Annotated in this window: 23 protein-coding genes; 12 read left to right on the top strand and 11 right to left on the bottom strand. The window is 70.7% G+C overall.

The annotated features are described in order from the left end of the window. Window positions 1-44: 44 nt before the first annotated feature. The 4 genes from ACWGDB_RS02165 (at window position 45) to ACWGDB_RS02150 (ending at window position 4,298) form a co-directional block, all read left to right on the top strand. The gene (locus ACWGDB_RS02165) at window positions 45-944 is read left to right on the top strand and encodes a DMT family transporter (protein WP_453820752.1); all 900 of its coding nucleotides are present in this window, start codon (window positions 45-47) and stop codon (window positions 942-944) included. A gap of 185 nt (window positions 945-1,129) precedes the next feature. After that, window positions 1,130-2,596, top strand: a complete 1,467-nt coding sequence (locus ACWGDB_RS02160) for an aldehyde dehydrogenase family protein (RefSeq protein WP_453820631.1) — start codon at window positions 1,130-1,132, stop codon at window positions 2,594-2,596. Window positions 2,597-2,688: 92 nt separating this feature from the next. Further along, window positions 2,689-2,814 carry a hypothetical protein gene (locus ACWGDB_RS02155; protein WP_453820630.1) on the top strand — a complete coding sequence of 42 codons (126 nt, stop codon included), beginning with the start codon at window positions 2,689-2,691 and terminating at the stop codon, window positions 2,812-2,814. After that, on the top strand, window positions 2,811-4,298 hold the full coding sequence (locus ACWGDB_RS02150; protein ID WP_453820629.1) for an APC family permease: 1,488 nt from the start codon (window positions 2,811-2,813) through the stop codon (window positions 4,296-4,298). Before ACWGDB_RS02155 ends, ACWGDB_RS02150 begins: the two co-directional genes overlap by 4 nt. A gap of 48 nt (window positions 4,299-4,346) precedes the next feature. Here the strand turns inward: ACWGDB_RS02150 and ACWGDB_RS02145 are convergent, their stop codons facing one another. Both ACWGDB_RS02145 and ACWGDB_RS02140 read right to left on the bottom strand, forming a co-directional pair. After that, window positions 4,347-5,843, bottom strand: coding sequence for a HEAT repeat domain-containing protein (locus ACWGDB_RS02145; RefSeq protein ID WP_453820628.1), 1,497 nt, complete (start codon window positions 5,841-5,843; stop codon window positions 4,347-4,349). An 83-nt stretch (window positions 5,844-5,926) separates the two neighbouring features. After that, the gene (locus tag ACWGDB_RS02140; RefSeq protein ID WP_453820627.1) at window positions 5,927-6,928 is read right to left on the bottom strand and encodes a winged helix-turn-helix domain-containing protein; all 1,002 of its coding nucleotides are present in this window, start codon (window positions 6,926-6,928) and stop codon (window positions 5,927-5,929) included. A gap of 186 nt (window positions 6,929-7,114) precedes the next feature. Between ACWGDB_RS02140 and ACWGDB_RS02135 the strand changes: the two genes are divergently transcribed. Further along, window positions 7,115-7,558 carry a peptidase inhibitor family I36 protein gene (locus ACWGDB_RS02135; protein WP_453820626.1) on the top strand — a complete coding sequence of 148 codons (444 nt, stop codon included), beginning with the start codon at window positions 7,115-7,117 and terminating at the stop codon, window positions 7,556-7,558. A gap of 19 nt (window positions 7,559-7,577) precedes the next feature. After that, entirely contained in the window at window positions 7,578-7,964 is a 387-nt protein-coding gene (locus tag ACWGDB_RS02130) for a peptidase inhibitor family I36 protein (RefSeq protein ID WP_453820625.1), read from the top strand. A gap of 94 nt (window positions 7,965-8,058) precedes the next feature. Here the strand turns inward: ACWGDB_RS02130 and ACWGDB_RS02125 are convergent, their stop codons facing one another. Beyond that, complete coding sequence (locus ACWGDB_RS02125; protein WP_453820624.1) at window positions 8,059-8,751, bottom strand: YoaK family protein; 693 nt, start codon at window positions 8,749-8,751, stop codon at window positions 8,059-8,061. Between the two features lie 549 nt (window positions 8,752-9,300). On the opposite strand from ACWGDB_RS02125, the gene ACWGDB_RS02120 reads away from it, so the two are divergent. Next, window positions 9,301-10,881: an MFS transporter gene (locus tag ACWGDB_RS02120; RefSeq protein WP_453820623.1), complete on the top strand. Its 1,581-nt coding sequence runs from the start codon at window positions 9,301-9,303 to the stop codon at window positions 10,879-10,881. 86 nt (window positions 10,882-10,967) lie between these two features. Here the strand turns inward: ACWGDB_RS02120 and ACWGDB_RS02115 are convergent, their stop codons facing one another. Next, on the bottom strand, window positions 10,968-11,411 hold the full coding sequence (locus tag ACWGDB_RS02115) for a hypothetical protein (protein ID WP_453820622.1): 444 nt from the start codon (window positions 11,409-11,411) through the stop codon (window positions 10,968-10,970). A 141-nt stretch (window positions 11,412-11,552) separates the two neighbouring features. On the opposite strand from ACWGDB_RS02115, the gene ACWGDB_RS02110 reads away from it, so the two are divergent. Together ACWGDB_RS02110 and ACWGDB_RS02105 are read left to right on the top strand one after the other, a co-directional pair. Then, window positions 11,553-12,038, top strand: a complete 486-nt coding sequence (locus ACWGDB_RS02110; RefSeq protein ID WP_453820621.1) for a cation:proton antiporter regulatory subunit — start codon at window positions 11,553-11,555, stop codon at window positions 12,036-12,038. A gap of 5 nt (window positions 12,039-12,043) precedes the next feature. Continuing rightward, window positions 12,044-13,303: a cation:proton antiporter gene (locus ACWGDB_RS02105; protein ID WP_453820620.1), complete on the top strand. Its 1,260-nt coding sequence runs from the start codon at window positions 12,044-12,046 to the stop codon at window positions 13,301-13,303. A gap of 33 nt (window positions 13,304-13,336) precedes the next feature. On the opposite strand, the gene ACWGDB_RS02100 is transcribed toward ACWGDB_RS02105, so the two are convergent. The 4 genes from ACWGDB_RS02100 to ACWGDB_RS02085 all read right to left on the bottom strand — a co-directional run bounded on the left by ACWGDB_RS02100 (window position 13,337) and on the right by ACWGDB_RS02085 (window position 17,938). Next, complete coding sequence (locus ACWGDB_RS02100) at window positions 13,337-14,386, bottom strand: PucR family transcriptional regulator (protein ID WP_453820751.1); 1,050 nt, start codon at window positions 14,384-14,386, stop codon at window positions 13,337-13,339. Window positions 14,387-14,498: 112 nt separating this feature from the next. Continuing rightward, window positions 14,499-15,716 carry a cation:proton antiporter gene (locus ACWGDB_RS02095; protein WP_453820619.1) on the bottom strand — a complete coding sequence of 406 codons (1,218 nt, stop codon included), beginning with the start codon at window positions 15,714-15,716 and terminating at the stop codon, window positions 14,499-14,501. A 598-nt stretch (window positions 15,717-16,314) separates the two neighbouring features. After that, window positions 16,315-16,602, bottom strand: coding sequence for a DUF3040 domain-containing protein (locus ACWGDB_RS02090; RefSeq protein WP_453820618.1), 288 nt, complete (start codon window positions 16,600-16,602; stop codon window positions 16,315-16,317). A 226-nt stretch (window positions 16,603-16,828) separates the two neighbouring features. Next, window positions 16,829-17,938 (bottom strand): acyltransferase family protein, encoded by a 1,110-nt coding sequence (locus tag ACWGDB_RS02085; protein ID WP_453820617.1) that lies wholly within the window; start codon window positions 17,936-17,938, stop codon window positions 16,829-16,831. Window positions 17,939-18,129: 191 nt separating this feature from the next. Between ACWGDB_RS02085 and ACWGDB_RS02080 the strand changes: the two genes are divergently transcribed. Beyond that, window positions 18,130-18,585, top strand: coding sequence for a tellurite resistance TerB family protein (locus ACWGDB_RS02080; protein ID WP_453820616.1), 456 nt, complete (start codon window positions 18,130-18,132; stop codon window positions 18,583-18,585). 103 nt (window positions 18,586-18,688) lie between these two features. On the opposite strand, the gene ACWGDB_RS02075 is transcribed toward ACWGDB_RS02080, so the two are convergent. The 3 genes from ACWGDB_RS02075 to ACWGDB_RS02065 all read right to left on the bottom strand — a co-directional run bounded on the left by ACWGDB_RS02075 (window position 18,689) and on the right by ACWGDB_RS02065 (window position 21,593). Then, entirely contained in the window at window positions 18,689-20,047 is a 1,359-nt protein-coding gene (locus tag ACWGDB_RS02075; protein ID WP_453820615.1) for an LCP family protein, read from the bottom strand. 196 nt (window positions 20,048-20,243) lie between these two features. Then, complete coding sequence (locus tag ACWGDB_RS02070; protein WP_453820614.1) at window positions 20,244-21,176, bottom strand: M56 family metallopeptidase; 933 nt, start codon at window positions 21,174-21,176, stop codon at window positions 20,244-20,246. Between the two features lie 6 nt (window positions 21,177-21,182). After that, on the bottom strand, window positions 21,183-21,593 hold the full coding sequence (locus ACWGDB_RS02065; RefSeq protein ID WP_453820613.1) for a BlaI/MecI/CopY family transcriptional regulator: 411 nt from the start codon (window positions 21,591-21,593) through the stop codon (window positions 21,183-21,185). A 157-nt stretch (window positions 21,594-21,750) separates the two neighbouring features. Between ACWGDB_RS02065 and ACWGDB_RS02060 the strand changes: the two genes are divergently transcribed. Then, window positions 21,751-22,326, top strand: a complete 576-nt coding sequence (locus ACWGDB_RS02060) for a TerD family protein (RefSeq protein WP_453820612.1) — start codon at window positions 21,751-21,753, stop codon at window positions 22,324-22,326. Window positions 22,327-22,415: 89 nt separating this feature from the next. Next, window positions 22,416-22,640, top strand: a complete 225-nt coding sequence (locus ACWGDB_RS02055) for a twin-arginine translocase TatA/TatE family subunit (RefSeq protein WP_453820611.1) — start codon at window positions 22,416-22,418, stop codon at window positions 22,638-22,640. Window positions 22,641-22,726: the final 86 nt, after the last annotated feature.

Raw genomic sequence — 22,726 nt, 5'->3', positions numbered from 1 at the left:
GCCAGTCGGCGTCAGGCGCCCGCCGATCCGGGAGGTGACCCAAGCTGCACACTCCGCTCTCGGTGCTCTTCGCGATCTGCGCGGCATTGAGCAATGCCGTCGCGACGGTGCTGCAGCGCAAGGCGGCGCTCACCGTGCCGAGTTCCAAGGGGTTCCGGGCCGGGCTCATCCTCGACCTGCTGCGGCGCCCCGTCTGGCTGGCCGGCATCCTCGCGGTGATCGCCGCCGCCGTCTGCCAGGCGCTCGCACTGGCGACCGGCCCGCTGACGATCGTGCAGCCGCTGTTCATCCTGGAGCTGCCGCTCACCCTCATCGTCGCGTCACTGCTGATGCACCGGCGTCTGCCGGGCAGGGGCTGGCTGGCCGTGGCGGTGGTGGTGGCCGGGCTGGCGGTCGCGCTCGCCGCCGCCTCCCCCAGCGGCAATCGCACGCACGTGGACCTGGACCGCTGGATTCCCGCGCTCGCCGTCTGCATGGGCTTGGTCGCCGGCCTCGCTGTCGCCGCCCTGCGGCGCCCGGAAGGCCGCGCCCGGGCGGCGTGTCTGGGGGCCGCGACGGCGATCAGCTACGCGGTGACCGCGGCGCTGATGAAGGCCGCCACGCACATCCTCGAGGAGCAGGGGCTCGGAGGCTTCCTCTCCGCCTGGCAGACGTACGCCTTCGCCGCGACCGGTGTGTGCGCGCTGTTCCTGCTGGAGAACGCGATGCAGGCCGGGCCGCTGGTCGCCTCGCAGCCCGCGCTCACCCTCGGCGACGCGCTGGTGAGCCTCGCCCTCGGCATCACCCTGTACGAGGAGACCATCCGTTCCGGGTGGTGGCTGCTGCCCCAGCTGTTCGGCGTCGCGCTGATCGCCGCCGGCGTCCTCGCGCTGGCGCGGATTCCGCTCACCCAGGCGATGGTGGCGCCGGAGGAGGGGGCCCGGGCGGAGGAACGGATGCCGTGAGCGGTGCCCTCCCGGCATACGGCGGCGAAGGGCTCCAGGGGGAAGATCCCTAGCCCACCCGGGTCCTCTGGGTCACCCGGACGCAAGCACGGCGGTGCGCCACGTGGCCGACGCCGTCCCGATGGGCCATGTTGCTGACCGTCGAGCCGTGATCGGCACCGGCCGGATCCGAAGGAGGCCCCGCGGTGGGTGAGCTGTACATCGACGGCGAGTGGACACAGGCGACGGCCGGTGGGCGGCGGGAGGTGCTCAATCCCTTCGACGCCTCTGTCGTCACCACGGTCGACGAGGCCGACGCCACGGACGTGGACCGCGCGGTGCGCGCCGCCCGGCGCGCCTTCGACAAGGGTGACTGGGCGAACGCTCCCTCCCGCGACCGGGCCGACCTCCTGCTGCGCGTGCGTGACCTGCTGATGCGCGATCAGGAGGAGATCGCCCACACCGAGACACTCGACACGGGCAAGACGCTCACCGAGGCCCGAATCGACGTGGCGGACGTGGCGAACGCCTTCCGCTACTTCGCCGAGCTCGCGGGCAAGGACGGCGGCCGGATCGTGGACGTCGGCCCGGACGTCCTCAGCCGTGTCGTCTACCAGCCGGTCGGCGTGTGCGCGCTCATCGCCCCCTGGAACTACCCGCTGCTCCAGGCCTCCTGGAAAGTGGCACCCGCGCTGGCCGCAGGCAACACGTTCGTCCTCAAGCCCAGCGAGATCACGCCCCTCACCACGATCGCGATGATCCGGCTCATCGCGGAGGCCGGCGCACCGCCAGGCGTCGTCAACCTCGTGCTGGGCTCAGGCGCGACCGTCGGCGCGGCCCTGACCAGCCACCCCGAGGTGGACCTGGTGTCCTTCACGGGCGGTCTGAACACCGGACGCGCCATCATGGCCAGCGCCTCCGAGGGGCCCCGGAACATCGCCCTGGAGCTGGGCGGCAAGAACCCCAACATCGTCTTCGCGGACGCCGACTTCGACGCCGCCGTCGACTACGCGCTCGACGCCGCCTTCCTGCACTCCGGGCAGGTCTGCTCGGCGGGTTCGCGCCTGCTCGTCCAGGACTCCCTGCACGACCGGTTCGTCGAGGCCTACGCCGACCGTGCGCGGCAGATCCGGCTCGGCAGCGGCTTGGAGGAGGGCACCGAGAGCGGCCCGCTCAGCTCCGCCGAGCACCGCGAGAAGGTCGAGAGCTACATCGCCATCGGCAAGGCGGAGGGCGCCCGGCTCGTCACCGGCGGCACCCGCCCCGACGACCCCGCCCTGAGCGCCGGCTTCTTCCTGCTGCCGACCATCTTCGCCGACTGCGACCGCTCCATGCGCATCGTCCAGGAGGAGGTCTTCGGCCCGGTCGTCACCGTCGAACGCTTCCGCACCGAGGACGAGGCGGTGGAACTGGCCAACGACACCCGCTACGGCCTGGCGGGCGGCGTGTGGACCTCCGACGCGAGCCGCGCCCAGCGCGTCGCCCAGCGGCTGCGCCACGGCACCGTATGGATCAACGACTTCCATCCCTATGTGCCGCAGGCCGAGTGGGGCGGGTTCGGCCGCTCCGGTGTGGGGCGCGAGCTGGGTCCCACCGGCCTGCGCGAGTACCAGGAGGCCAAGCACATCTACCAGAACCTCGCCCCCGCCCGCTCCGGTTGGTTCAAGGGCTGAGGCAAGGCAGCACGCCGCTCGCCACGCGGCACGAGGACCACCGACGCAAGGCCGCCCGCCCGCGGCACGACGGCCACCGAAGAAAGGCACCCATGGCCCCCACCACCGCGCACCTTGCGTACCACCCGGTGGGTACGCGCCGTTCGGGCGCCCCCGACGCCCCGAAGGCCGTCATCACCGGCCTCCCCGGCCACATCGAAAGAGAGGTGCAGCGGTGACCGGCACGCAGCCTCCCGCACCGGCCTCCGGCGTCCCCGGAGGGGAACCGGGCTCGGAGTTCCGCAAGGACATGGGCCCCTGGGCCAACTTCGCCCTCGGCTTCACCTACCTCTCCCCGGTGGTGAGCACGTACACCCTCTTCGGCATCGCGATCGTCGACGGCGGACCGCCGATGATCTGGGCGTTCGTGATCGCCGGCTGCGGCCAGTTCCTGGTCGCGCTGATCTTCGGCGAGATCGTCGCCCAGTACCCCATCGCGGGCGGCGTCTACCCCTGGGCCCGGCGGCTGTGGGGCAAGCGCTGGGCGTGGATGACCGGCTGGGTGTACATGTGGGCGCTGCTGGTGACCATCACCTCCGTCGCGTACGGCGCCGGCCCCTACATCGCCATCCTCTTCGGCTTCGACGCCACCGTGCACACCACCGTGCTGTGCACCGCCGTGCTCATCGTCGTCGCCATCCTCATCAACTACATGGGCACCAAGGCGCTGTCGGCGGCGGCGCTCATCGGTTTCGGCGGCGAGCTCATCGGCGCCCTCGTCGTCGGCATCTACCTGCTGGCCACGCACCGTCACCACAACGTCGGCGTCATCTTCGACACCTACGGCGTCGAGGGCGACGGCTCCTACCTGCCGGCGTTCCTGGCAGCCGCCATCATCGGCCTCTACCAGTACTACGGCTTCGAGGCGTGCGGCGACACCGCCGAGGAGGTCGCTCACCCGGGCCGGGTCATCCCCCGCGCGATGCGCCGCACCATCTACATCGGCGGCGCGGCGGCCACGTTCACCTGTATGTCGCTGCTGCTGTCGGTCACGGACTTCAACGCGATCATCTCGGGCGAGCAGGCCGACCCGGTGGTGACCGTGCTGTACGACGCCATGGGCGAGACCGGGGCCAGGCTGGTGATGGCCGTGGTGCTGATCTCCTTCCTGTCCTGCACGATCAGCCTCCAGGCCGCGGCCGGGCGGCTCATCTACTCCTACGCCCGTGACGAGATGATCGTCGGGCACCGGCTGCTGCGGCGGTTCGTCCACGCCCGTGCGGTGCCGAGCTGGGCGCTGTTCGTGTCCGCGGCGGTGCCGCTGCTCATCGCCTTCGCCTCCCTGCTCTCCGAGGACGCCCTCACCAACATCGTCTCGTTCGCGATCCTCGGTATCTACGGCTCGTTCCAGATGGTGGTCCTGGCCGCGCTGCGCGCCCGGATCAAGGGCTGGCGTCCCGCGGGGGAGTTCACGCTGGGCCGCTGGGGCATGGCGGTGAACGTCGCGGCGCTGGTCTACGGCATCCTGGCCATCATCAACATCTCCTGGGCCCGCACGCCGGAGAAGAGCTGGTGGGAGAACTGGATCGTGCTGCTGTGCGGCGCGGTGGTCGTGGGCACCGGCCTGCTCTACATGTTCACCACCCACCACTACGGCCGCGGCGACGCACTCGCCGGCGACGCCGTGCCGGAAGACCGGAGCAAGGTCTCCAACGGATCGTGACCAGGAGCTGATCCACCACGACAGGCGCGGTCCCGGCCTGAGCCGCTGTCACGAGGCGGCGGGGCCGCGCCCGTCCAGTGCCCGAAGTGCCTCGTCGGCCGCGGCTCGAGTCTCCGCCTCCGCGGCGTCCGAGGCGAGGGCGGTGAGCCGGGCGCGCAGCCGCTCCTCGTTCTGCGGCCGGGTTCCGGTGTCCGCCAGCCAGTGCGCCAGGCCCTCCGCGGCGTGGAAGCGGACCGTCTCGTCCGGGTCGTCCAGGGCATGGACGAAGCGCGCCAGGTCCTGACCGGTGTTCTCGTCGGTGGCGTTGTACGTGTCCAGCAGCGAGAGCGCGGCGGCCCGCACCTCGGCCGAAGGGGTGCGGTCCACTGTCCGCCGCAGCGCGGGCAGCGCCTCGACGAGGCCGATGAGGGCGTTGTGCGTCTTCCAGATCGTGTTCGGATCGGCGACGAGGTGGGCCACCAACGCCTCGGCCACAGCATGGCGTTCCCACAGGCGAAGCCCCTCCTGCACCAGCGCGTCCAGGCCGGCCACCGCACCCGCTCGCACCTCGCCGTCGGGGTCGTCGAGATGCGGCAGCAATAGCCAGACGGCGTCCCATCGCCCCGCCTCCCCAACGGCTTTCGCAGCGGCGGCACGCGTACGGCCGGGCAGCGTGGCGTCGATGAGAGCCGTGCGCAGCACCACGGCGGCGGTCCGCGTCCCCGCGGCTCCCAGCGCATACGCGGCCGAGGGGCCGACGGCGGAGTGGGCGAGCCACCGCGTCGCCGGCACGGTGACCCGTTCCTCGCCCCGCCGGCCGAGAGCGTCCAGCAAGTAGCCCGCGACGTTCGCGTCCCGTTCGTCCTGCAGTGCCCCCACCAAGGCGTCCTGGGTGTGCGCGTCCTCGACGTCGAGCAGCCGACGTGTCACCGCGATCCGCACCTGGGCGGCCCCGTCGCGCAGTCCGGTGACCAGCGAATCGAGCAGGCGCACGGTCGAGTGCCCGGGCAGCAGCTGGAGAGCCTGCACGCGAGCGTCCGGTGCGCCCTGTTCGGCCGTGCGGATCAGCTCCGCGCCGACGGCCGGGTCGTCCTGGAAGCGCCACACGAGTGCACGGGCACGTCCCCACACGGCTCCGTCCGGGTCGCCCAGTAGCGCCACGAGACCCGGAACATCGCCCGGCACGCCCAGGGCCGCCAAGCCGTCCAGGGTGTTGATCCGCAGGTGATGGTCAGGGTCGCGGAGCAGGCGGGAGTAGGCGTCCACGACCGCCGGACCGTCGAGTCCGAGCCGGATCGCGGCGAGCGAGGCCCGGCGCCGTACCCAGGGATCCTCGTCGCCCATCAGGGCGGGCAGCACCATGCGGCCCGCCTCGGCGACCCCGCTCCGGCCGAGCCCCATGGCCACGGCCTCACGCACCTCGGGCGCGGGGTCGTCAGCCGATTCGACGAGCACCCACGCGTGTTCGTCCCGTCCGACCTTCCCGAGTCCTTTCGCCGCGGCTGCTCGCCGCCACGTGTCGCCGGTCCGCAACGCCCGCAGAAAGAAGGCGATTTGCTGCTCCAATCCCATGAACACCCCGAGGAATCAGACCAGCGAGCGGGCCGTAGGTTGTACGGGCGCACCACGTGGGGCGCCTGCGATCGGCCCTAGCTGCCGACCGTCTGCGCCTCGCGGGACCGGTTCACGGTCAGGAGGCTGTGGCCCAGGGGTGTGAGGACGTGCAGCACGGTGTTCCGGTCGCGGATCGAGGCGACCAGCCCTGCCTCCCGCAGGATCCGCACGTGCTCGCTGACCGTCGCCGGGGTCACCCCCGCGCGCCGGGCCACCTCGCTCGTGGTGCACCCGTCCTCCAGGGCCCGGAGCACGGTGGCCCGCCCGTGGCCGAGCAGCCTCGACAGCGCCCGGGATCCGGTGCCTGCCTGGGGAGGCAGCCACCAGCGGTGCGTGCGGGCGACGGGATAGACGAGCACGGGCGGCAGTTTCGGGTCCGTCAGGGTGATCGGTGTCTGCCAGCAGAAGACGGAGGGCACCAGCAGCAGCCCCCGGCCCTCGAGGCGCAGCTCGCGTTGCAGTGGGTACGCCGTCTCCAGCACAGGTGGCCTCCAGCGCATCGACGGGCCCAGCGTCGACAGCAGCGCGTCGACGCCGCCCCGCAGTATTTCCCGCGCCCGCACCGCACGGTCGGCCTCGATCTGCGCCCGTACGGCGGACCAGTGGGGGGCCAGTGCGGCATGGAAGTACCCGTGCAGTGCATGCCCGAGGTTCTCCATCGCGCAGGGCTCGCCGTCGGCGAGCGGGCGCAACCATCTCGGTGCCGCGGTGAGCACGTTCATCTCCCTGCTCAGCCGTCGGCGAGGCGTGGACAGAATCGCCTGCACGCCCTCCGAGAGCCCCTCGGAAGCCTCTGCCGGATTGAGGAAATCGGGAAAACTCCCGCGCGGCGGTGCCAACGCCCGGACGAGGTGCAGCTGTTGCCGGGGCACCCGGTTGAGCCCGGCTCGCGCCTGCGCACGCCAGGCGTCGAATACGGCACGTCCCTGACGCGTCGCCAACAGGTTCACGCTGAGTACGAGCTCCCACAGCGGGTCGGGTGCGGCGGCGACGCGTGTCCTGAGCAGATCTTGGCGCGTGAAGTGCACTCGGAGCACGGAATTCCATCTCAGTCGGTCACGTGATCAACTGAAGTTTCAGCATGGGATGGTCCTCCCGATGGTCGCGGTATTTCGGTGAATCGCGAAATCTCTTTTCACGCCAACTCGCCCGGCGCGCACCGTCGTCCATACGCGTCAGCAGCGACTTTCGGCGCGCGCCGAATCACCTGGCAGGAACGGTCAATGACGGGCAGCCTGAGAGACGTACGCGACCAAGATCTTCGTCATGCCGATCCAGGGGGAAGAAACGATATGCGCAAACGTGCCGCGATCGGGGCAGTGGCCACTGCCGCCTTCGCCACCGTGCTGGTCACCGCGCCGACCGCTTCGGCCGAACCCAATCCGCCCGGCTGTCCGAAAGAGTACTTCTGCGCCTACAGCGGAGAGAACCAGACCGGTCAACTCGTCGTGAAAACCAAGGGGAACTGGAGCGGCAACGTCGCCTTCCGCTCTGCGTTCAACAACGGAAAGGCCTTCCCGGGCGCCGACCACGTCGACGTGACCTACAGCGTCGAGGGCGGCACGGAAACGGCCTGCCTGCACTACAACCCGGGCCCCGGCGCCTACAAGGCGAATGCCGTTCCGGGCACCCGTGTCGTCAAGGTCGTATGGCGCGGCGAGTGCTGACAACGGAGGGATGCTCATCATGCTGACCGGAAAGCGACTCGCAGCCCTGGGCGCCGGGGCCGTCGCGGCCGCCTTCGCCGGCGTCCTCGCCCTCGCCCCCGCGGCGTCGGCGGAAGCCAACCCGCCCGGCTGCGGGAAGGGTTACTTCTGCGCCTACAGCGGCGCCAACCAGACGGGACGGCTCGTCCTCAAGGTCGCGGGCAACTGGTCCGGCAACCTGGCCGTCGGGTCCATCTTCAACAACGGAGTCGTCTACCCGGGCGCCGACCATGTCGATGTGACGTCGTTCCTCGGCGGTCAGCCGTCCACCGACTGCTTCCACTACAACCCCGGCCCGGGCAAGTACAAGGCCAACGCCGAGCCGGGGCTCACCATCACGCGTGTCGTCTGGCGAGGCGAGTGCTGAGCCGCTGACACCGCACGCACATGCAAGGAGACCTGCCCCGCCTATGAAGGCGGGGCAGGTCTCGCTTCCACGGCCGGGACAGACGTACGGCGGGTCAGGCGTTGCGCGCCCGTCCGGACGCGGGATGAGCCACGTAGCCCCCGATGCCGGCCAGGATCCCCGCGGCGGCGACGAGCAGCGCCACGGTGAGCCCCGCACGCAGTAGCAGCGTGCCGACGGCCGCGCCGGCGAAGACCGCCACTAGAGCAGCTGCGCGGTAGGGCTGGGAGGTGTCCGGTGTGCCGCCGCCCAGCTCCGAGTGTCTGACCAGGGTGACGAGCGTGCCGGTCACCAACGTGGTGTTCAGGGCCGCCCCGAGCCGCCACATCGTCGCGCTGCGTACACCCATGGCCAGCGCGGTCAGGGCGATCACGGCATAGTGCCGCGGCGCCAGGTCGCCTCGCACACTGTCCAGTCCGATCGCCGCCAGCGCAGCGGCCACCAGCAGCGTGGACGCGATCGCGGCGGAGGTCAGCAGCCACCGGCGGAGCCGGGCAGCCGTGGCCGCGCCGAGACGGCTGCCGGCCACCGCGCCGACCGCGAAACCGGCGAGTGCCGTGAGCGAACCCAGAGGTGTCAGTCCGACGCCACCGGCGACCGCGAAGCCGAGGAAGAGGATGTTGCCCGTCATGAAGGCGGTGAAGACCTGCCCCAGGCCCAGGAAGGCCACCGCGTCGACGATCCCGGTGACCGCGGTCAGGGCGATCAGCATTTTCGGCAGCGGATCGGAACGAGCCGGTGCGGACATGTACGTCCCCTTCCGCGGCCTTGCGCGGTCACCTCCTGACAGGCCTCACCTCACCACCCCCTACTCCCCCACGCCACCAGAGAGCGCCCGGTCGGCGTCGGCGATCCGCCCCCGCAGCATGAGGTCCAGGACCAACATGAACCATGGCGAAGATTCCCAGCATCACGGAGACCACGGCCGTCCATCCCCTCAGCGAGGAACGGGGGGACGGGACCGGTGCGTCGACCGAAAGGGCAGTGGTGGTTGGCGACATGACATTCCGTCCGTGAAAGGCAGCGCGTCCGGCGGTCAGTCCAGCAGGCTCCATGGGTGGCCGGCTGGCAGAACTGCGACGGCGCCCTTGCCCGTCACGGGTGATGTCGCATTCCCGCAACCCGCCGGACCTCGGGCGAGCGGTGCCCTGGCCGCGTACCACCCGTACGAGCCGCTGGTGATGCGGCGGCGGCGGGTCGGGCGCAGACTGGACGGGTGAGTGGCACCTCTCTGGGGCGTGGCGAAGCCGCGCCCGAACCTCGGTCCGCACCACGACAGACCTTGGCGCTCACGGCCATGATGTTCGCGGTTGCGATGACGTTCATCGACCAGACCATCGTCGCCATCGCCGCCCCGGACATCGTCCGTGAACTGGGTCTGTCAGCCTCTGGCATGCAGTGGGTCGTGAACGCCTATCTGCTGTCCCTGGCCGCCTTCTTCGCCTTGGGCGGCCGTCTCGCGGACCTCTACGGGCCGCGCCGGGTGGTCGTGATCGGCACCCTGGTCTTCGTCGTCTCGTCGGTGCTGTGCGGCTGCGTCCCCGAGGGCGACGCGGCGCAGAGCTGGCTGATCGCCTTCCGGGCCACCCAGGGATTCGGGGCGGCACTGCTGTTCCCCGCGGCGCTGGCCGTGGTGGTGGCGGTGTTCCCGCGCGAGCGGCGCGGACGTGCCCTCGCCCTGTTCTTCGGGATCTCCGGCGCGCTGACGGCCATCGGACCGCTACTGGGCGGCTGGCTCACGAACTGGACCTGGCGCGCGGTGTTCTGGGTCAACGTCCCCGTGGCCATCGTGGCCCTGGCCCTCACGGTATTCGCCCACATCGCCGACCGGCGACGACCCGGCACGCTCGACGTCCGGGGTGCCGTTCTGATCGTCGTCGGCATGGGTCTGAGCGTCCTCGGCTTTCAGCAGGCGTGGTCCTGGGGGTGGGACAGCCCGGCGACCTGGGCCTGCATCGTCGGCGGTCTCGCGGTGCTCTGCGCGTTCGTCGCGTACGAACGGCGCCTGCACCATCCGCTGATCGACCTGCGCGTCTTCAAGGACCGGGCGTTCACGGTGGACACGGTGGTGCTCTTCTTCGCCATGCTCGCCTTCGTCCCGCTGTTCTTCTTCGCCTCCGTGTACGCCCAGGTGTGCCTGAGTGCCTCGCCGAACCAGGCGGCGCTGTTCCTGCTCTACTTCTTCGCGGGCTTCGCGATCGCCTCGCAGTGGGGCGGCCGGATCCTCGACAAGCAGGGCGCCCGGCCGGCGCTGAAGATCGGCTGCGTCCTGGGCTGCGTCGGCTTCGCCCTGTGGGCCGAGAAACTCACCGATCTGAGCATGCACGACCAGTGGCCGTACGCCGCCCTTGCCGGCGCGGGCATCGGCTTCATCCTCGCCCCCGCCTCCACGGACGCCGTCAACCGGGCGATCGGCCCCTCCTACGGGGAGGTCACCGGAATCACCCAGACGGTACGCAATTACGCGGCGAGCGTGGGCCTGGCCGTCCTCGGCACCGTGCTGACGCACCGCACCAACTCCAACGTGACGCAAACCCTGGAAGCCCGCGGCTTCCCGCCCGACGTGGCGGAAAACGTGGCCCGCAACATCAGTGAGTCCATCACGGGCACGGGCGACAACAGTTCACCCACCGGCACGGGACCCGCCGCCACGGCTCTGCGCGATTCGATGGACGCGGTGCGCATGGACTTCGCCGAGGCCAACCAGTGGGTGTTCTACGGCATGGCCATCGCCCTGGGCATCGGCTTCCTGTGTGCCCTGCGCCACCCGGGCGGGCGCGCGGAGACGCCCACCTACGCCGAATCATCGGCGACGGCACCACCACAGGAAGCGACACAAACCCCCGCAGGACAGCCTGACCGGCGAACAGGTCCGTGACGTAACGGTCGGGTCCACCTTCGCCGTGGGGCCGGCCGGATCCCGTTACTTGAGTGACCGCCGGTCAGTCGTCACACGTCGTGCCGTCACACGTCGTGCGGCCCATTGCCGATGCCCGGCGCCGTCGGGCCGAGACCGCCGGTGAGACGGCGGTAGGCGGCCCGGGCGTGAAGCAGGCGGGCCAGAGCCGTACCGACCAGGGCCGCGGCCAGGAGGCAGGTCAGCCAGAAGGTGTCTCGGTGCCCGACCCAGGTGAGGATTCCGGCGGGCGGGATGGCGAAGCCGTTCAGGAACAGCCAGCACAGGAGGGCCGTGCCGGGAGCCGCGGTGAAGCGGGCGCACAGGCCCAGCAGGGCGGCCAGCAGGGACAGTAAGGCCAGGGCGAGCCCGGGTCGGTCCGTGCCCACGAGGGAGTTGAGCAGTGCCACCAGCACCAGCGCCCCGCCGAAGGCCGCGGCCCACACCAGCGGGGTGGCGACGGGCCGGGGAACGGGCCTGGCACCGGAGCTGAGGGACACCCACTCGATCATCCTGACGTTCCTCCCCGATCTCCCGCGACCCATTGTTCCAGGCAGCCCTGGGTCACCTGCCCGGCCTTCGGTTCCGGGCGCTCGTTAGGGTGTCATTAAAGGTTGTCCAAAGAAACACTCGAACCAGACAGGGGGACCGTGGTGGGCGCTCCACGCCTGAGCAGTACGCCGTTGCCGGGGATCGGGGTCCGTTACGACCTCACCACCCGGGAGCAGCGTCGCGTGTCCGTGGTCGCGCACCGGGACGGGTCGCGGACGCTGAACGCGTACCAGCAGGACGATCCGGACGCGTGTGCGCTGTCGGTGCGGATGACGTCGGGAGAGGCGGAGGCCCTCATCGACGCGCTGATGCCGGCGCACCACAGCCCGAACCTGCTGTCCACCACCGACCTGGGCCTGGTGGCCGAGCGGGTCGAGCTGTCGGCCACCTCGCACTGGAACGGGCGGGTGCTGGGCGAGACCCGGATGCGTACCGAGACCGGTGTGTCCATAGTGGCCGTACTGCGCCGCGCGGAGGCCATCCCCTCGCCGGCACCGGACTTCCGGCTGGCGGGCGGTGACACCCTGATCGTGATCGGCACCCGCGAGGGCGTGGAGGCTGCCGCCGCGATACTCGGACAGGAGTGAACGGCGTGCACTCCTCCGCTGTCTTCCTCATAGAGTTCGGCGCCATCATCCTCGGCCTGGGCCTGCTCGGCCGGTTCGCCGCACGTTTCCAGTTCTCCCCGATACCCCTGTACCTGCTGGCCGGACTCGCCTTCGGCGAAGGCGGGCTGCTCCCGCTCGGCACCAGCGAGGAATTCGTCGCCATCGGCGCCGAGATCGGCGTGATCCTGCTGCTGCTGATGCTCGGCCTCGAGTACACGGCCAGTGACCTGGTCTCCAACCTCAAGACCCAGTACCCGGCCGGCCTCGTCGACGCCGCGCTCAACGCCCTGCCCGGCGCGGCCATGGCCCTGCTGCTGGGCTGGGGCCCGGTCGCCGCCGTAGTCCTGGCCGGTGTCACCTGGATCTCGTCGTCCGGCGTCATCGCCAAGGTCCTCGGCGACCTCGGACGGCTCGGCAACCGCGAAACCCCGGTCATCCTCAGCATCCTGGTCCTCGAGGACCTCTCCATGGCCGTGTACCTGCCGATCATCACCGCGCTGCTCGCGGGGGCCGGTCTGGCGGCGGGCAGCGTCACCCTCGCCATCGCACTCGGCGTCGCCGGACTCGTCCTCCTGCTCGCGGTGCGCTACGGGCGCCACATCTCCCGCTTCGTCTCCAGCGACGACCCCGAGAAGCTGCTCCTGGTCGTGCTCGGCCTGACCCTCCTGGTCGCGGGCATCGCCCAGCAGCTCCAAGTGTCGGCGGCGGTCGGTGCCTTCCTGGTCGGCATCGCGCTGTCCGGCGAGGTCGCCGAGGGCGCGCACAATCTCCTGGCGCCTCTCCGGGACCTGTTCGCCGCGGTGTTCTTCGTCTTCTTCGGCCTGCACACCGACCCCGCGAGCATCCCGCCGGTGCTGCTGCCCGCGCTGGCCCTGGCCGTCGTCACCGCCTTCACGAAGATCGCCACCGGCTACTGGGCGGCCAAGCGCGCGGGAATCTCCGCCAAGGGCCGCTGGCGCGCGGGCGGAACGCTGGTGGCCCGCGGCGAGTTCTCCATCGTCATCGCAGGACTCGCCGTCACCGCGGGCATCGAGCCGTCCCTCGGCCCGCTCGCCACCGCCTACGTCCTCATCCTGGTCATCCTCGGCCCGCTCACCGCCCGCTTCACCGAGCCGGTGGCCATGCTCCTGACGGCCCGTCTGGGCCAGCCCGCGCCGACGGCGCACGTACCGGCCACGAGAGAGGCAACTCCTGCGGCGCCGCTCGAAGCGGTGGACGATCAGGACACCGTCGGCCGGTCATGAGCGAGCGCAGCCACCGGGGCTGAACCCGGATGCTCACAGAGGTCTGTTCGGCCAGTCCAGGAGGCGGGCGCCGATGACCGCCGTCTGCAGGGCGTGGCGGTGGGCGGGATCGGTGGGGTCGCTGCCGGTCAGGGTGCGGACGCGGGCCAGCCGGTACGTCAGCGCGCGCACGCTGAGCGACAGGTGCCGGGCCGCGGCGGCTGCCACACAGCCGGTGTCGAAGTACACGGTGAGCGTGTCGAGCAACGGCTGCGCGCCGCCGCGCGCCTGCTCCAGCGGGCCCAGGGTGTTGTGGACCAGGTCGACCAGTGCCTGCCGGTCGCGGGCCAGTACGGGGAAGACGAGCAGGTCGGCGGCCCGCAGCAGGGGATCGTCGAGGCCCATGCGCCGGGCCACGTCGAGGGCGTTGAGGGCCTCTTCGTAGCTGTGGCCGATACCGACCGCGCCCTGCCGGGGCCGGCCCACGGCGACCTGGCCGACGCCGGTGGCGGCGTGCGCGAGCCTGGCGAAGTGAGTGAGGACGCCGTCCTGATCGCCGGGGGCGATGCATACCATCCGCCCGTCCTTCGTGGTGAACAGGATGCGCCGGTTCTCGAAGCGTGCGAACAGCTCCCCCGCCACCTGGCGGGGTACCGGGTCGGTCTCGTCGTACTTCTGCGGCCCCTCGGCAACGGCGACGGCGTGAGCGCGGGACAGCCGCAGCCCGAACCGTTCGCAGCGCGCGGCGAGATGACCCGGATCGCCGCGTCCGTGGAGCAGGTCGTCGATGAATTCGCGGCGGGCGGCCTCTTCCTTGCGGATGATGAGCCGCTGCGCGCGTTCGTATCCGTCGGCGAAGGCGTCCACCGCCTGCTCGATGACGGCGAGGACGCTGTCGGGGTCGGCCTGGACGGGCCGGTCGCGGCGCCCGGCCGCGAGATGGGCGCGCACCAGGGCACGCCAGCCGTGCCCCGCCTCGGCCGCCCTGGCGCCGAGGGCACTGCGGGACTCGACCTCGTCGCGGGTCAGACGGCGGCCCGTGACGGCGGCGTCCGCAAGGATCCGCTCGAAGCCTTCGAGGAACACGTCGGTGGCGCACTCCATCGTCGTCACGTTCTCCCCCTTCGCCGACGGCAGTTGTCGTCGGCCGGCGGCGCCGGGCGCGGGCGGCGGCGATCCGGCCGACGTCACGCCCACGCACCCCGGGCTGTGCGGCTCAGCCGTTCGCATGCGCGACCTCGGCCGATTCGGCCACCTTCGTCGCGGCCGGCGTTTCGCGCGGTGAGCGGCGAGCGAGACCGCGGGTCAGGGGCTCGGTCCAGCGGGCGGCGAGCGGTCCGAGTACGACCAGGATCAGGACGTAGGCCGTGGCCAGCGGGCCGATGCGCGGCTCGACGCCGACGGTGAGCCCGGCGATCACGATGGAGAACTCGCCCCGCGCCACCAGGGTTCCGCCTGCCCGCCAGCGTCCCTTGCGTGAGATGCCGGCTCGGCGGGCGGCCCAGTAGCCGGTGGCGATCTTCGTCAGGGTGGTGACGGCGGCCAGGGCGAGGGCGGGTACCAGTACGGGCGGGATGTCCGCGGGGTCGGTGTGCAGGCCGAAGAAGACGAAGAACACCGCGGCGAACAGGTCCCGCAGTGGGGTGAGGAGATTGCCGGCACCTTCGGCGACCTCGCCGGACAGCGCGATGCCGACCAGGAAGGCACCGACCGCCGCCGACACCTGGAGCTGCTGGGCGATGCCCGCGACGAGCAGAGTCAGGCCGAACACGACCAACAGCAGCATCTCCGCGCTGTCCGAGGAGACCGCACGGCTGACGAGGCGGCCGTGGCGCAGCGCCACGTACAGCACCGCGCCGACCGTGCCGAGGGCGATCAGCAGGGTCAGGGCGCCGCCCGCGAGGCTTACTCCGGCCAACAGGGCGGTGAGGATGGGAAGGTAGACGGCCATGGAGAGGTCTTCAAGGACGAGTACGCCGAGCACGACCGGGGTTTCGCGGTTGCCGAGTCTGCGCAGATCCCCGAGGACCTTGGCAATGACGCCGGACGAGGAGATCCAGGTGACCCCGGCGAGGGCGACGGCGGCGACCGGGCCCCAGCCCAGCAGCAGGGCCATCGCGGCGCCGGGGGCGGCGTTCAGGACGAAGTCGACCGCGCCGGAGGGGTATTGGGTCTTGAGGGTGTCGACGAGTTCGGAGGCGCTGTACTCCAGGCCGAGCAGGAGCAGCAGCAGGATGACGCCGATCTCTGCGCCGGTGGCGACGAACTCCTCGCTGGCCTGAAGAGGAAGGATGCCGCCGTGGCCGAAGGCGAGTCCGGCGAGCAGATACAGGGGTATGGGCGAGAAGCCCACCCGGCCGGCCAGGCGGCCCAGCAGCCCCAGGGCGAGGATGATCGCGCCGAGTTCGATGAGCATGGCTGTGGTGTGGTGCACGGGCGTCTGACCTCCGTGATCGGTTCGGTGGCGGCGTCTGTGCCAGGTGCGGTGCCGGCGGCCGGAGTTGAGCTCCGGGAGTGCCTGGGCGCGGTCGCGGGTGCGGGCAACCGCTCGGGCCGGTCGGCTCGGTGGCGTCGTACGGCGAGACGGTGTTGAGGTCCGTCTGCGCGAGCCGAGTGAGCGGCTGCGCGCATGGCTAGGTGAAGTGGTGTCCTTGCGGCGGGACTGGGACGGGCCTGCCGGTGGGCCCGGAGCGCGGCATGCCGGGTGACGGGCCGTGCTGTGGCCGGTTGTCCTCGTCGGGCGCGGTGCGCGTCAGCGCGCGGCGCGGCCCTTCAGGCCGACGGCGCTGTCGGTATCAGGAACGCCGTCGCGGGCGGCGTTCTCGACGCGTGCGGGGATCTCGACGCGCGCACGGATGACCGGACCCATGTCACGCCCCCCATCACGTCGGCCGGAATCGGCACGACCACCAACGACTGAGCAACCCCTCGCTCAACGGAGCGTAAGGGCTCGGTAAAGAATTCTAGCGCATGCCAAATTCCGATGATCATACGGAAGTTGTCGTACCCGTGGCCGCCCCGCTCCGGGCGCGTCAGCGTCGCGGTGGGCAGTGGCGCCCTGTTCGCGGGCGATGCGGGTCGAAGAGCTGCCCGGCGATGCCGGTGAGGACCAGGCCGGCGGCGATGAGCAGTCCGTCGGCAACGACGATTCCGGTGATCAGTACGGCCACCGCACCCGTCAGCATCCACCAGGCGCCGGTGCGGCGGTACTCGCGAGGGCTGGTGGGCCGTCCGGCGCCCAGCGCCCGGGCGAAGCGAGGGTCATCACGCGCGAGTCGTGCCTCGAGCGCGCCCAGACCCTCGTCGTCGGACTGAGGCATGGCTCCCCCTTCCCCGGGGCCCGACATCCGCACCAGCTCCGCGACGGGAGCGGCCCGCTCCGGCATCGTCCCGGCCGCTCCCGCCATCAGGCCCAACTCCCATCTTTCCTGGGGGTGGACCTGCACAAACGCGTGGTGACGGACCTGCACGAACACTGCCGACAACGTCCGTGCCACGCGCACGGACTCTGATGAGCGAAGGCCGTCAGGCCGGCGCCGGCCGCAGTCAGCCCGGGTAGCGGGCGGGCCGGCCCACGGGCGGCGGCGGTGCCAGTGGTTCCGTCACACGGCGGAAGACTCGCTGGACCGCGGGAGCGCAGAGCACGGAAATTACCGCGACCGCGATCAGTGTGACGGTGATCTCACCTGCGGGTTCCCGGATCCAGGCGTGGTCGTACCAGCCGAAGTACTTGGCCGCCTGAGCCACGAACCCGTGCAGCAGGAAGCCGGACAGGGTGCCGGCGCCCAGCACCGTGAACCAGGTCCGGCGCCCGGGCACACAGGCGAGGAAGGCGGCTACCAGGACGACCGAACAGCCGAAGGTGGCCAGGGTCATCAGAGGGCCGTACCAGGCGGGTGCGGCAAGCCCCTGGGCGCTCTCACTGTGGAAGAACCAGCCGTAGTCCATCCTCGAGACGGCCCAGTACGCCACCACGAGGGCGCAGCCGAGGACCGGCAGGGCGAGGGTGCGCGCCTCACGGCGGCGGGCCAGGAGGAAGTGCCCCGGCTTCAGTTGCAGGCCGAGCACGAAGTACGGCAGGAACTGCAGGACCCGCTGGAGACCGAGGTCGTTGCCGATCGAGGGCGAGAGGGTGGCCAGCATCGCCACGCCGAGAGCGAGCGGCAGCGGCCACCGCACCAGCCGCCAGATCGGGGCCGTCAGCCGCCAGACGAACAGGGCCGCCAGGAACCAGGTCAGGTACAGCGGGTCCAGCAGGCTGATCGGCCGGTCCGGATCCTGGCTGGTCCACCGCGTGAAGAGGGTGTACGCCACCTCGAAGACCACATACGGGACCATCACGCCGGTGAGCAGCCGCCCGATCTTCCGGGGTTCCGCTTCGAACCCGCGCGAGAAGTAGCCCGAGATGACCGCGAACACCGGCATGTGGAAGGCGTACACGAGCATGTACAGCGCGGTGACGGTCCGGCTGCCCTCCCGCAGCGGCTCCCAGGCGTGACCGGCCGCCACCAGGAGGATCGCCAGGTACTTGGCGTTGTCGAGGAAGGGATCCCGCCGCTCGGCCCGTCTCTCCGCCATCTCCGCGGACGGCAGCGGTGACTGCCTTCGCTCCGGTGCGAGTGTGACAGTGGGTGCGGGTGTGGCGTCAGCGGACATCGCCAGCACCCTAAGCACATTCCCCCACGCCGGTTCAAGCACACCGTGTGCTGACACACACGTATGAGCCACCCCTCACGACGGCCGCCACTCCGGTCCCTGCCGGAACTGCTAACTTCTACATTACTGTAGAAGATGCGGCCGCCTGCTTGGCGGCCGCAAAGCAGCCCCGTACCCCGTTTGGAGTTCTCATGGCCCTGTGGGACCGCGTCAAGGAGTCCGCATCGACGATGCAGACCCAGTTGATGGCGAAGAAGAACGACCTCAAGAGTGGCGCCTTCCGCGACGCGAGCATGGCGATGTGTGCGCTCGTCGCCGCCGCAGACGGCACCGTCGACCCTTCCGAGCGGCAGCGGGTTGCCCAACTGATCGCCACCAACGAGGTGTTGCAGAACTTCCCCGCCGAGGAGCTGCGCCGGCGCTTCGAGGAGAACCTGAACCGGCTCACCACCGACTTCGACTTCGGCAAGGTGAGCGTCATGCAGGAGATCGCCAAGGCGAAGAAGAAGCCCGCCGAGGCGCGCGCCGTCATCCAGATCGGCATCGTCATCGGCGGCGCCGACGGCGACTTCGACAAGGACGAGCAGGCCGTGGTGCGGGAGGCGTGCTACGCGCTCGACCTGCCGCCGCACGAGTTCGGCCTCTGAGGATTCGGCCTCGCCCTCAAAGGGCGGACGCAGCCGGCCACCGGTTGTCGCCGGGGCGGGCGGCGTCAGCCCTATGGGCTCGCGTCCGCCCCGGCGCTGCGGATCAGCGGATGTCGTCGAGGTCGAGGTCCTTGCCGACGACCAGGGTGACCGCACCCGCCCCCGCGGCCGAGTCCGGCGTGGCCCGGACGCCTGGCAGCCGGGCGGCGAGCGCCTTGGCCTGCTTCTCCAGGCCCGCCGGGTAGGTGACCTTCGTGGTGCCGCTGTTCTGGGGGGCGTTGCCCGTGCCCGCGACGGTCACGCCGGCCGCGCGCAGCTTCTCCGCGACGGTGCCGGCCAGCCCCGAGACCCCCGTGCCGTTGAGAACCTGGACGCGCACGGAGGAGGCGTACACGGGATTCTTCGCGTCCGCCTCAAGGCGCTTCTTGTCGACCTCCCTGTCCCTGGCCAGGGAGTTGAACAGCTCGGTGGCCTGCGGGAACTGCCAGACGACGTTGGCCTTGTCGGAGGGCACGTCCGCCTCGCGCGGGTAGTTGGGGACCGTGAGGAAGGTCAGACGGTCGCTCGGGATTCCCTTGAGCTCCGACGCGAGGCCGTACAACGGCTTGATGCCGGCGAGATCGGGGTCCGTGGTCAGGGACTTGGTGGCCGACTGCAGGAAGCCGTAGAGCGCCTTCGGGCTGGTCAGTTTGGCCTGTGCCTTCTCGGCGAGGGCATCCATGAACTCCTGCTGGCGCCCGATGCGTCCGATGTCGGAACCGTCGCCCACTCCGTAGCGGACGCGCACATAGCCGAGCGCCTTCTCGCCCCCGACCGTCTGGCAGCCGGGCTCCATGTCCAGTCGGGCCTTCTTGGAGTGGATGGCCTGCTCGGGGCAGACCTCGATGCCGTCCAGGGCGTCGACCATGCCCTTGAAGCCCTGGAAGTCGACGGACATGAAGTGGTCTATGCGCAGGCCCGTGTTGGCCTCGACCGTCTTGATGGAGCAGGCGGCCGCACCGGCGACCTCGCCGCTGGTGCCACCGAGCGCGAACGCCTCGTTGATCTTGTAGTGGTGTGGCTCGGAGGTGCTGCCGTCGCCCTTGTCGCAGGCCGGTACCTCCACCCAGGAGTCACGGGGGAACGACACCACCGTGGCCCATTTCCGGTTCGCGGGGACGTGCAGCACCATCAGCGTGTCCGACTGCATGGTGGTCAGGTCCTTGCCGTACTCGGCGTTGGCGCCGTCGCGGCTGTCGGAGCCGACGACCAGGATGTTCTTCGACCCCGGGCTGAGGTTCTCCGGCCGGTCGCCGCCGATCTTGTCATCGACGTCGGCGGACTTGATGTTGTCGTTGAGGTCCTGGTAGACCCAGGCGCCCACCCCGGCTACTCCGAGGACGACGGCCGACGTCACCCCCACCCCCCACGCCAGGATCCTCCCCCGCCGCGTCAACCGGGTCTTCCCCTCGCCGCCCGGCATGCGTCGGCGTTTCCCCGTCCCCGTCACCTGCGCCCCCTCGATAGATGAATGGCCGAAGCCCGAACCCCTCACCCCGAACAGACGACGATCTTCGCAACATCCGTTGCCTGGATCGCAGGAACCGCCAAAATTCCCGTGCCGGCACCCTGGTGCTCGGTCTACCGGGAAGCCCAACGCCCGCTCGGAAACCCACCGTTCACAGAGGCGTCGCCGCGCGCAGAATGAGGACCATCGTCACCGCCGAGTTCGCGGATGACATCGCCGAGACGGCCGTACCCGCGGCCGCGCACCACGCCGCCAGGCCCACCGAGGTGAACAGCGACGGCCAACGACGGCCCTGCGGGGCGGGCGCAAGCAGTGCGGCCACCCGGCGCGGCACCGGTCCCGCCGCCGCGAAGCCCGCCAGCGTCGCGACCGGAGTGCCCCGGGACACCAGCGCCGCCTTGCCGATCGCGCTCGCCACCGTCCGGCGGCTGCCGATCGCCCGGGCAGCCTCTTCGTCCGCCCAGCGTTCCGTGGTGTACGACACCACTGTGCGCAGCGGGCGCAGGAAAGGGTTGGCCCGCGCGGCCAGTTGGACGGCGAGCAGGAAACGGTGGTGCCGCGCGGCCAGATGGGCCCGTTCGTGAGCGAAGAGCGCCCGGCGTTCGGCGGGTTCGAGGCAGTCCAGCAGCCCCGTGGTCACCACCACCCGGTCCCGCCGGCCACCCGGCAGCGCGTACGCATACGGCGCCTCGTCGGGGAGTACGACCACCCCCGTGCCCGGCAGCCCGGTGAGTGCCCGGTGGGCGTGGCGGCGCACCCGGCCGTGCCGCCACAGCGTCCGTCCCCAGGCGACGACCACCGCGCACAGCGCCGGGATGGCCGCCTTGCCGACGATCTCGTCGTACGGCACGGCCGCCCGCACCTCCGGGTCCGACCAGCCGTCGGGCAGCGGATTGCCGGGCAGTTGGGCGGTGCCGACCACCATCGCCAGGCCCAGACAGACCGTGCTGCACACCGCCATCACGGCGGCGACAGCGGTGAGCAGCCGGGTCGCGGTGCGGGGATGCAGGTGCTGCTCGGCGAGGCGTGCGATCGGCCATGCCGTGAGCGGCAGAACGAGCGGGAGAAAGACGACGACCCCCATGAGGTGTCAGTGGTCCCCTTCACTCCGGGTCCCGCCCGGTTCGCTTCCCTGCTGACCCAGCAGTTCACGCAGGAGCCGCTCGTCGTCCGGCCCCAGGCTTGTGACGAAGCTGGCGAGCACGGCCCCGCGGTCGCTCTCGGCATCCAGCACCCTGCGCATCCGGTGCGCCGCGAGGCCCGCCTGGTCCGAAGCCGACGTCCACGCGAAGGAGCGGCCCGCACGCTCCCGGGTCACCGCGCCCTTGGCCAGCAGTCGGGTCAGGATCGTGATCACCGTCGTATAGGCGAGGTCATCGCCGAGCCGTTCCTGTACCCAGCCGGCCGTCGCCGGACCGTCCGCCTCCCGCAGCGCCGACAGGACCAGCGCCTCCAGTTCGCCCTGTCCCCGGCGCCGGGAACGCTGCCGGTCATCCGCCATGCCCTGTCTCCCTTCCGCTGACCTGCGCGTCATGTGCGATACATCGAGCGGTACATCGTAAGGAAAGCAGAAGGCGGACTTCCATTCCTTCTACAGTGATGTAGATTTCAGAGGACCGCAAGCAGCGCGACCACCTCACGCGAAGGGGAGAGCATCAGTGGGAGTTTCCCTGTCCAAGGGCGGCAACGTCTCGCTCAGCAAGGAGGCACCGGGCCTGACGGCCGTCCTGGTCGGACTGGGCTGGGACGTGCGCACCACCACCGGCACCGACTACGACCTCGACGCCTCCGCCCTGCTAGTGAACGCCTCCGGCAAGGTCCTGTCCGACCGGCACTTCGTCTTCTACAACAACCTCACCAGCCCGGACGGTTCCGTGGAGCACACCGGTGACAACCTCACCGGTGAGGGCGAGGGCGATGACGAGTCCGTCAAGGTCGATCTGGCGGCCGTGCCCACCGACGTCGACCGGATCGTGTTCCCGGTCTCCATCCACGACGCCGAGAACCGCGGCCAGAGCTTCGGGCAGGTCCGCAACGCCTTCATCCGCGTCGTCAACCAGGCCGGCGGCGCCGAGATCGCCCGCTACGACCTGTCCGAGGACGCCTCGACCGAGACGGCCATGGTCTTCGGCGAGTTGTACCGCCACGGCGCCGAGTGGAAGTTCCGAGCCGTCGGACAGGGGTACGCCTCCGGGCTCGCCGGGATCGCCGCCGACTTCGGTGTCGACGTCTGACAGCGGGCCCCGCTCGGCCGTGGGACCCTGATCCCCCTGCTCCACCTGCGCCAACACCTCACCCAGCCCACCAGAAGGACGGGACCCACATGTTCGGACTGAGCGAATTCGCGATCATCCTCCTCGTCGTCATCGCCGTCCTGTGCGCGAAGAAGCTCCCCGAACTCGCCCGTTCGGCGGGCAAGTCGGCGCGCATCCTGAAGTCCGAGGCCAAGGCGATGAAGGACGAGGACACTCCCGGGGCGCCCCGCGTGATCCAGGGGGAGACCGTCGCGCCCGAGGGACCGCGGCCCCAGAGCTCGGGTGCGCAGTAGGGCGGAGCGGCACGAGAGAGCGAAAGGGCTCCCACAAGGCACTTCCTTGTGGGAGCCCTTCGCCGTGCTGCCTGCCGGTGAAGGTT

This window comes from Streptomyces sp. NPDC055013 (assembly GCF_053608645.1).
This window is presented reverse-complemented; position numbering and strand designations above follow the sequence as displayed.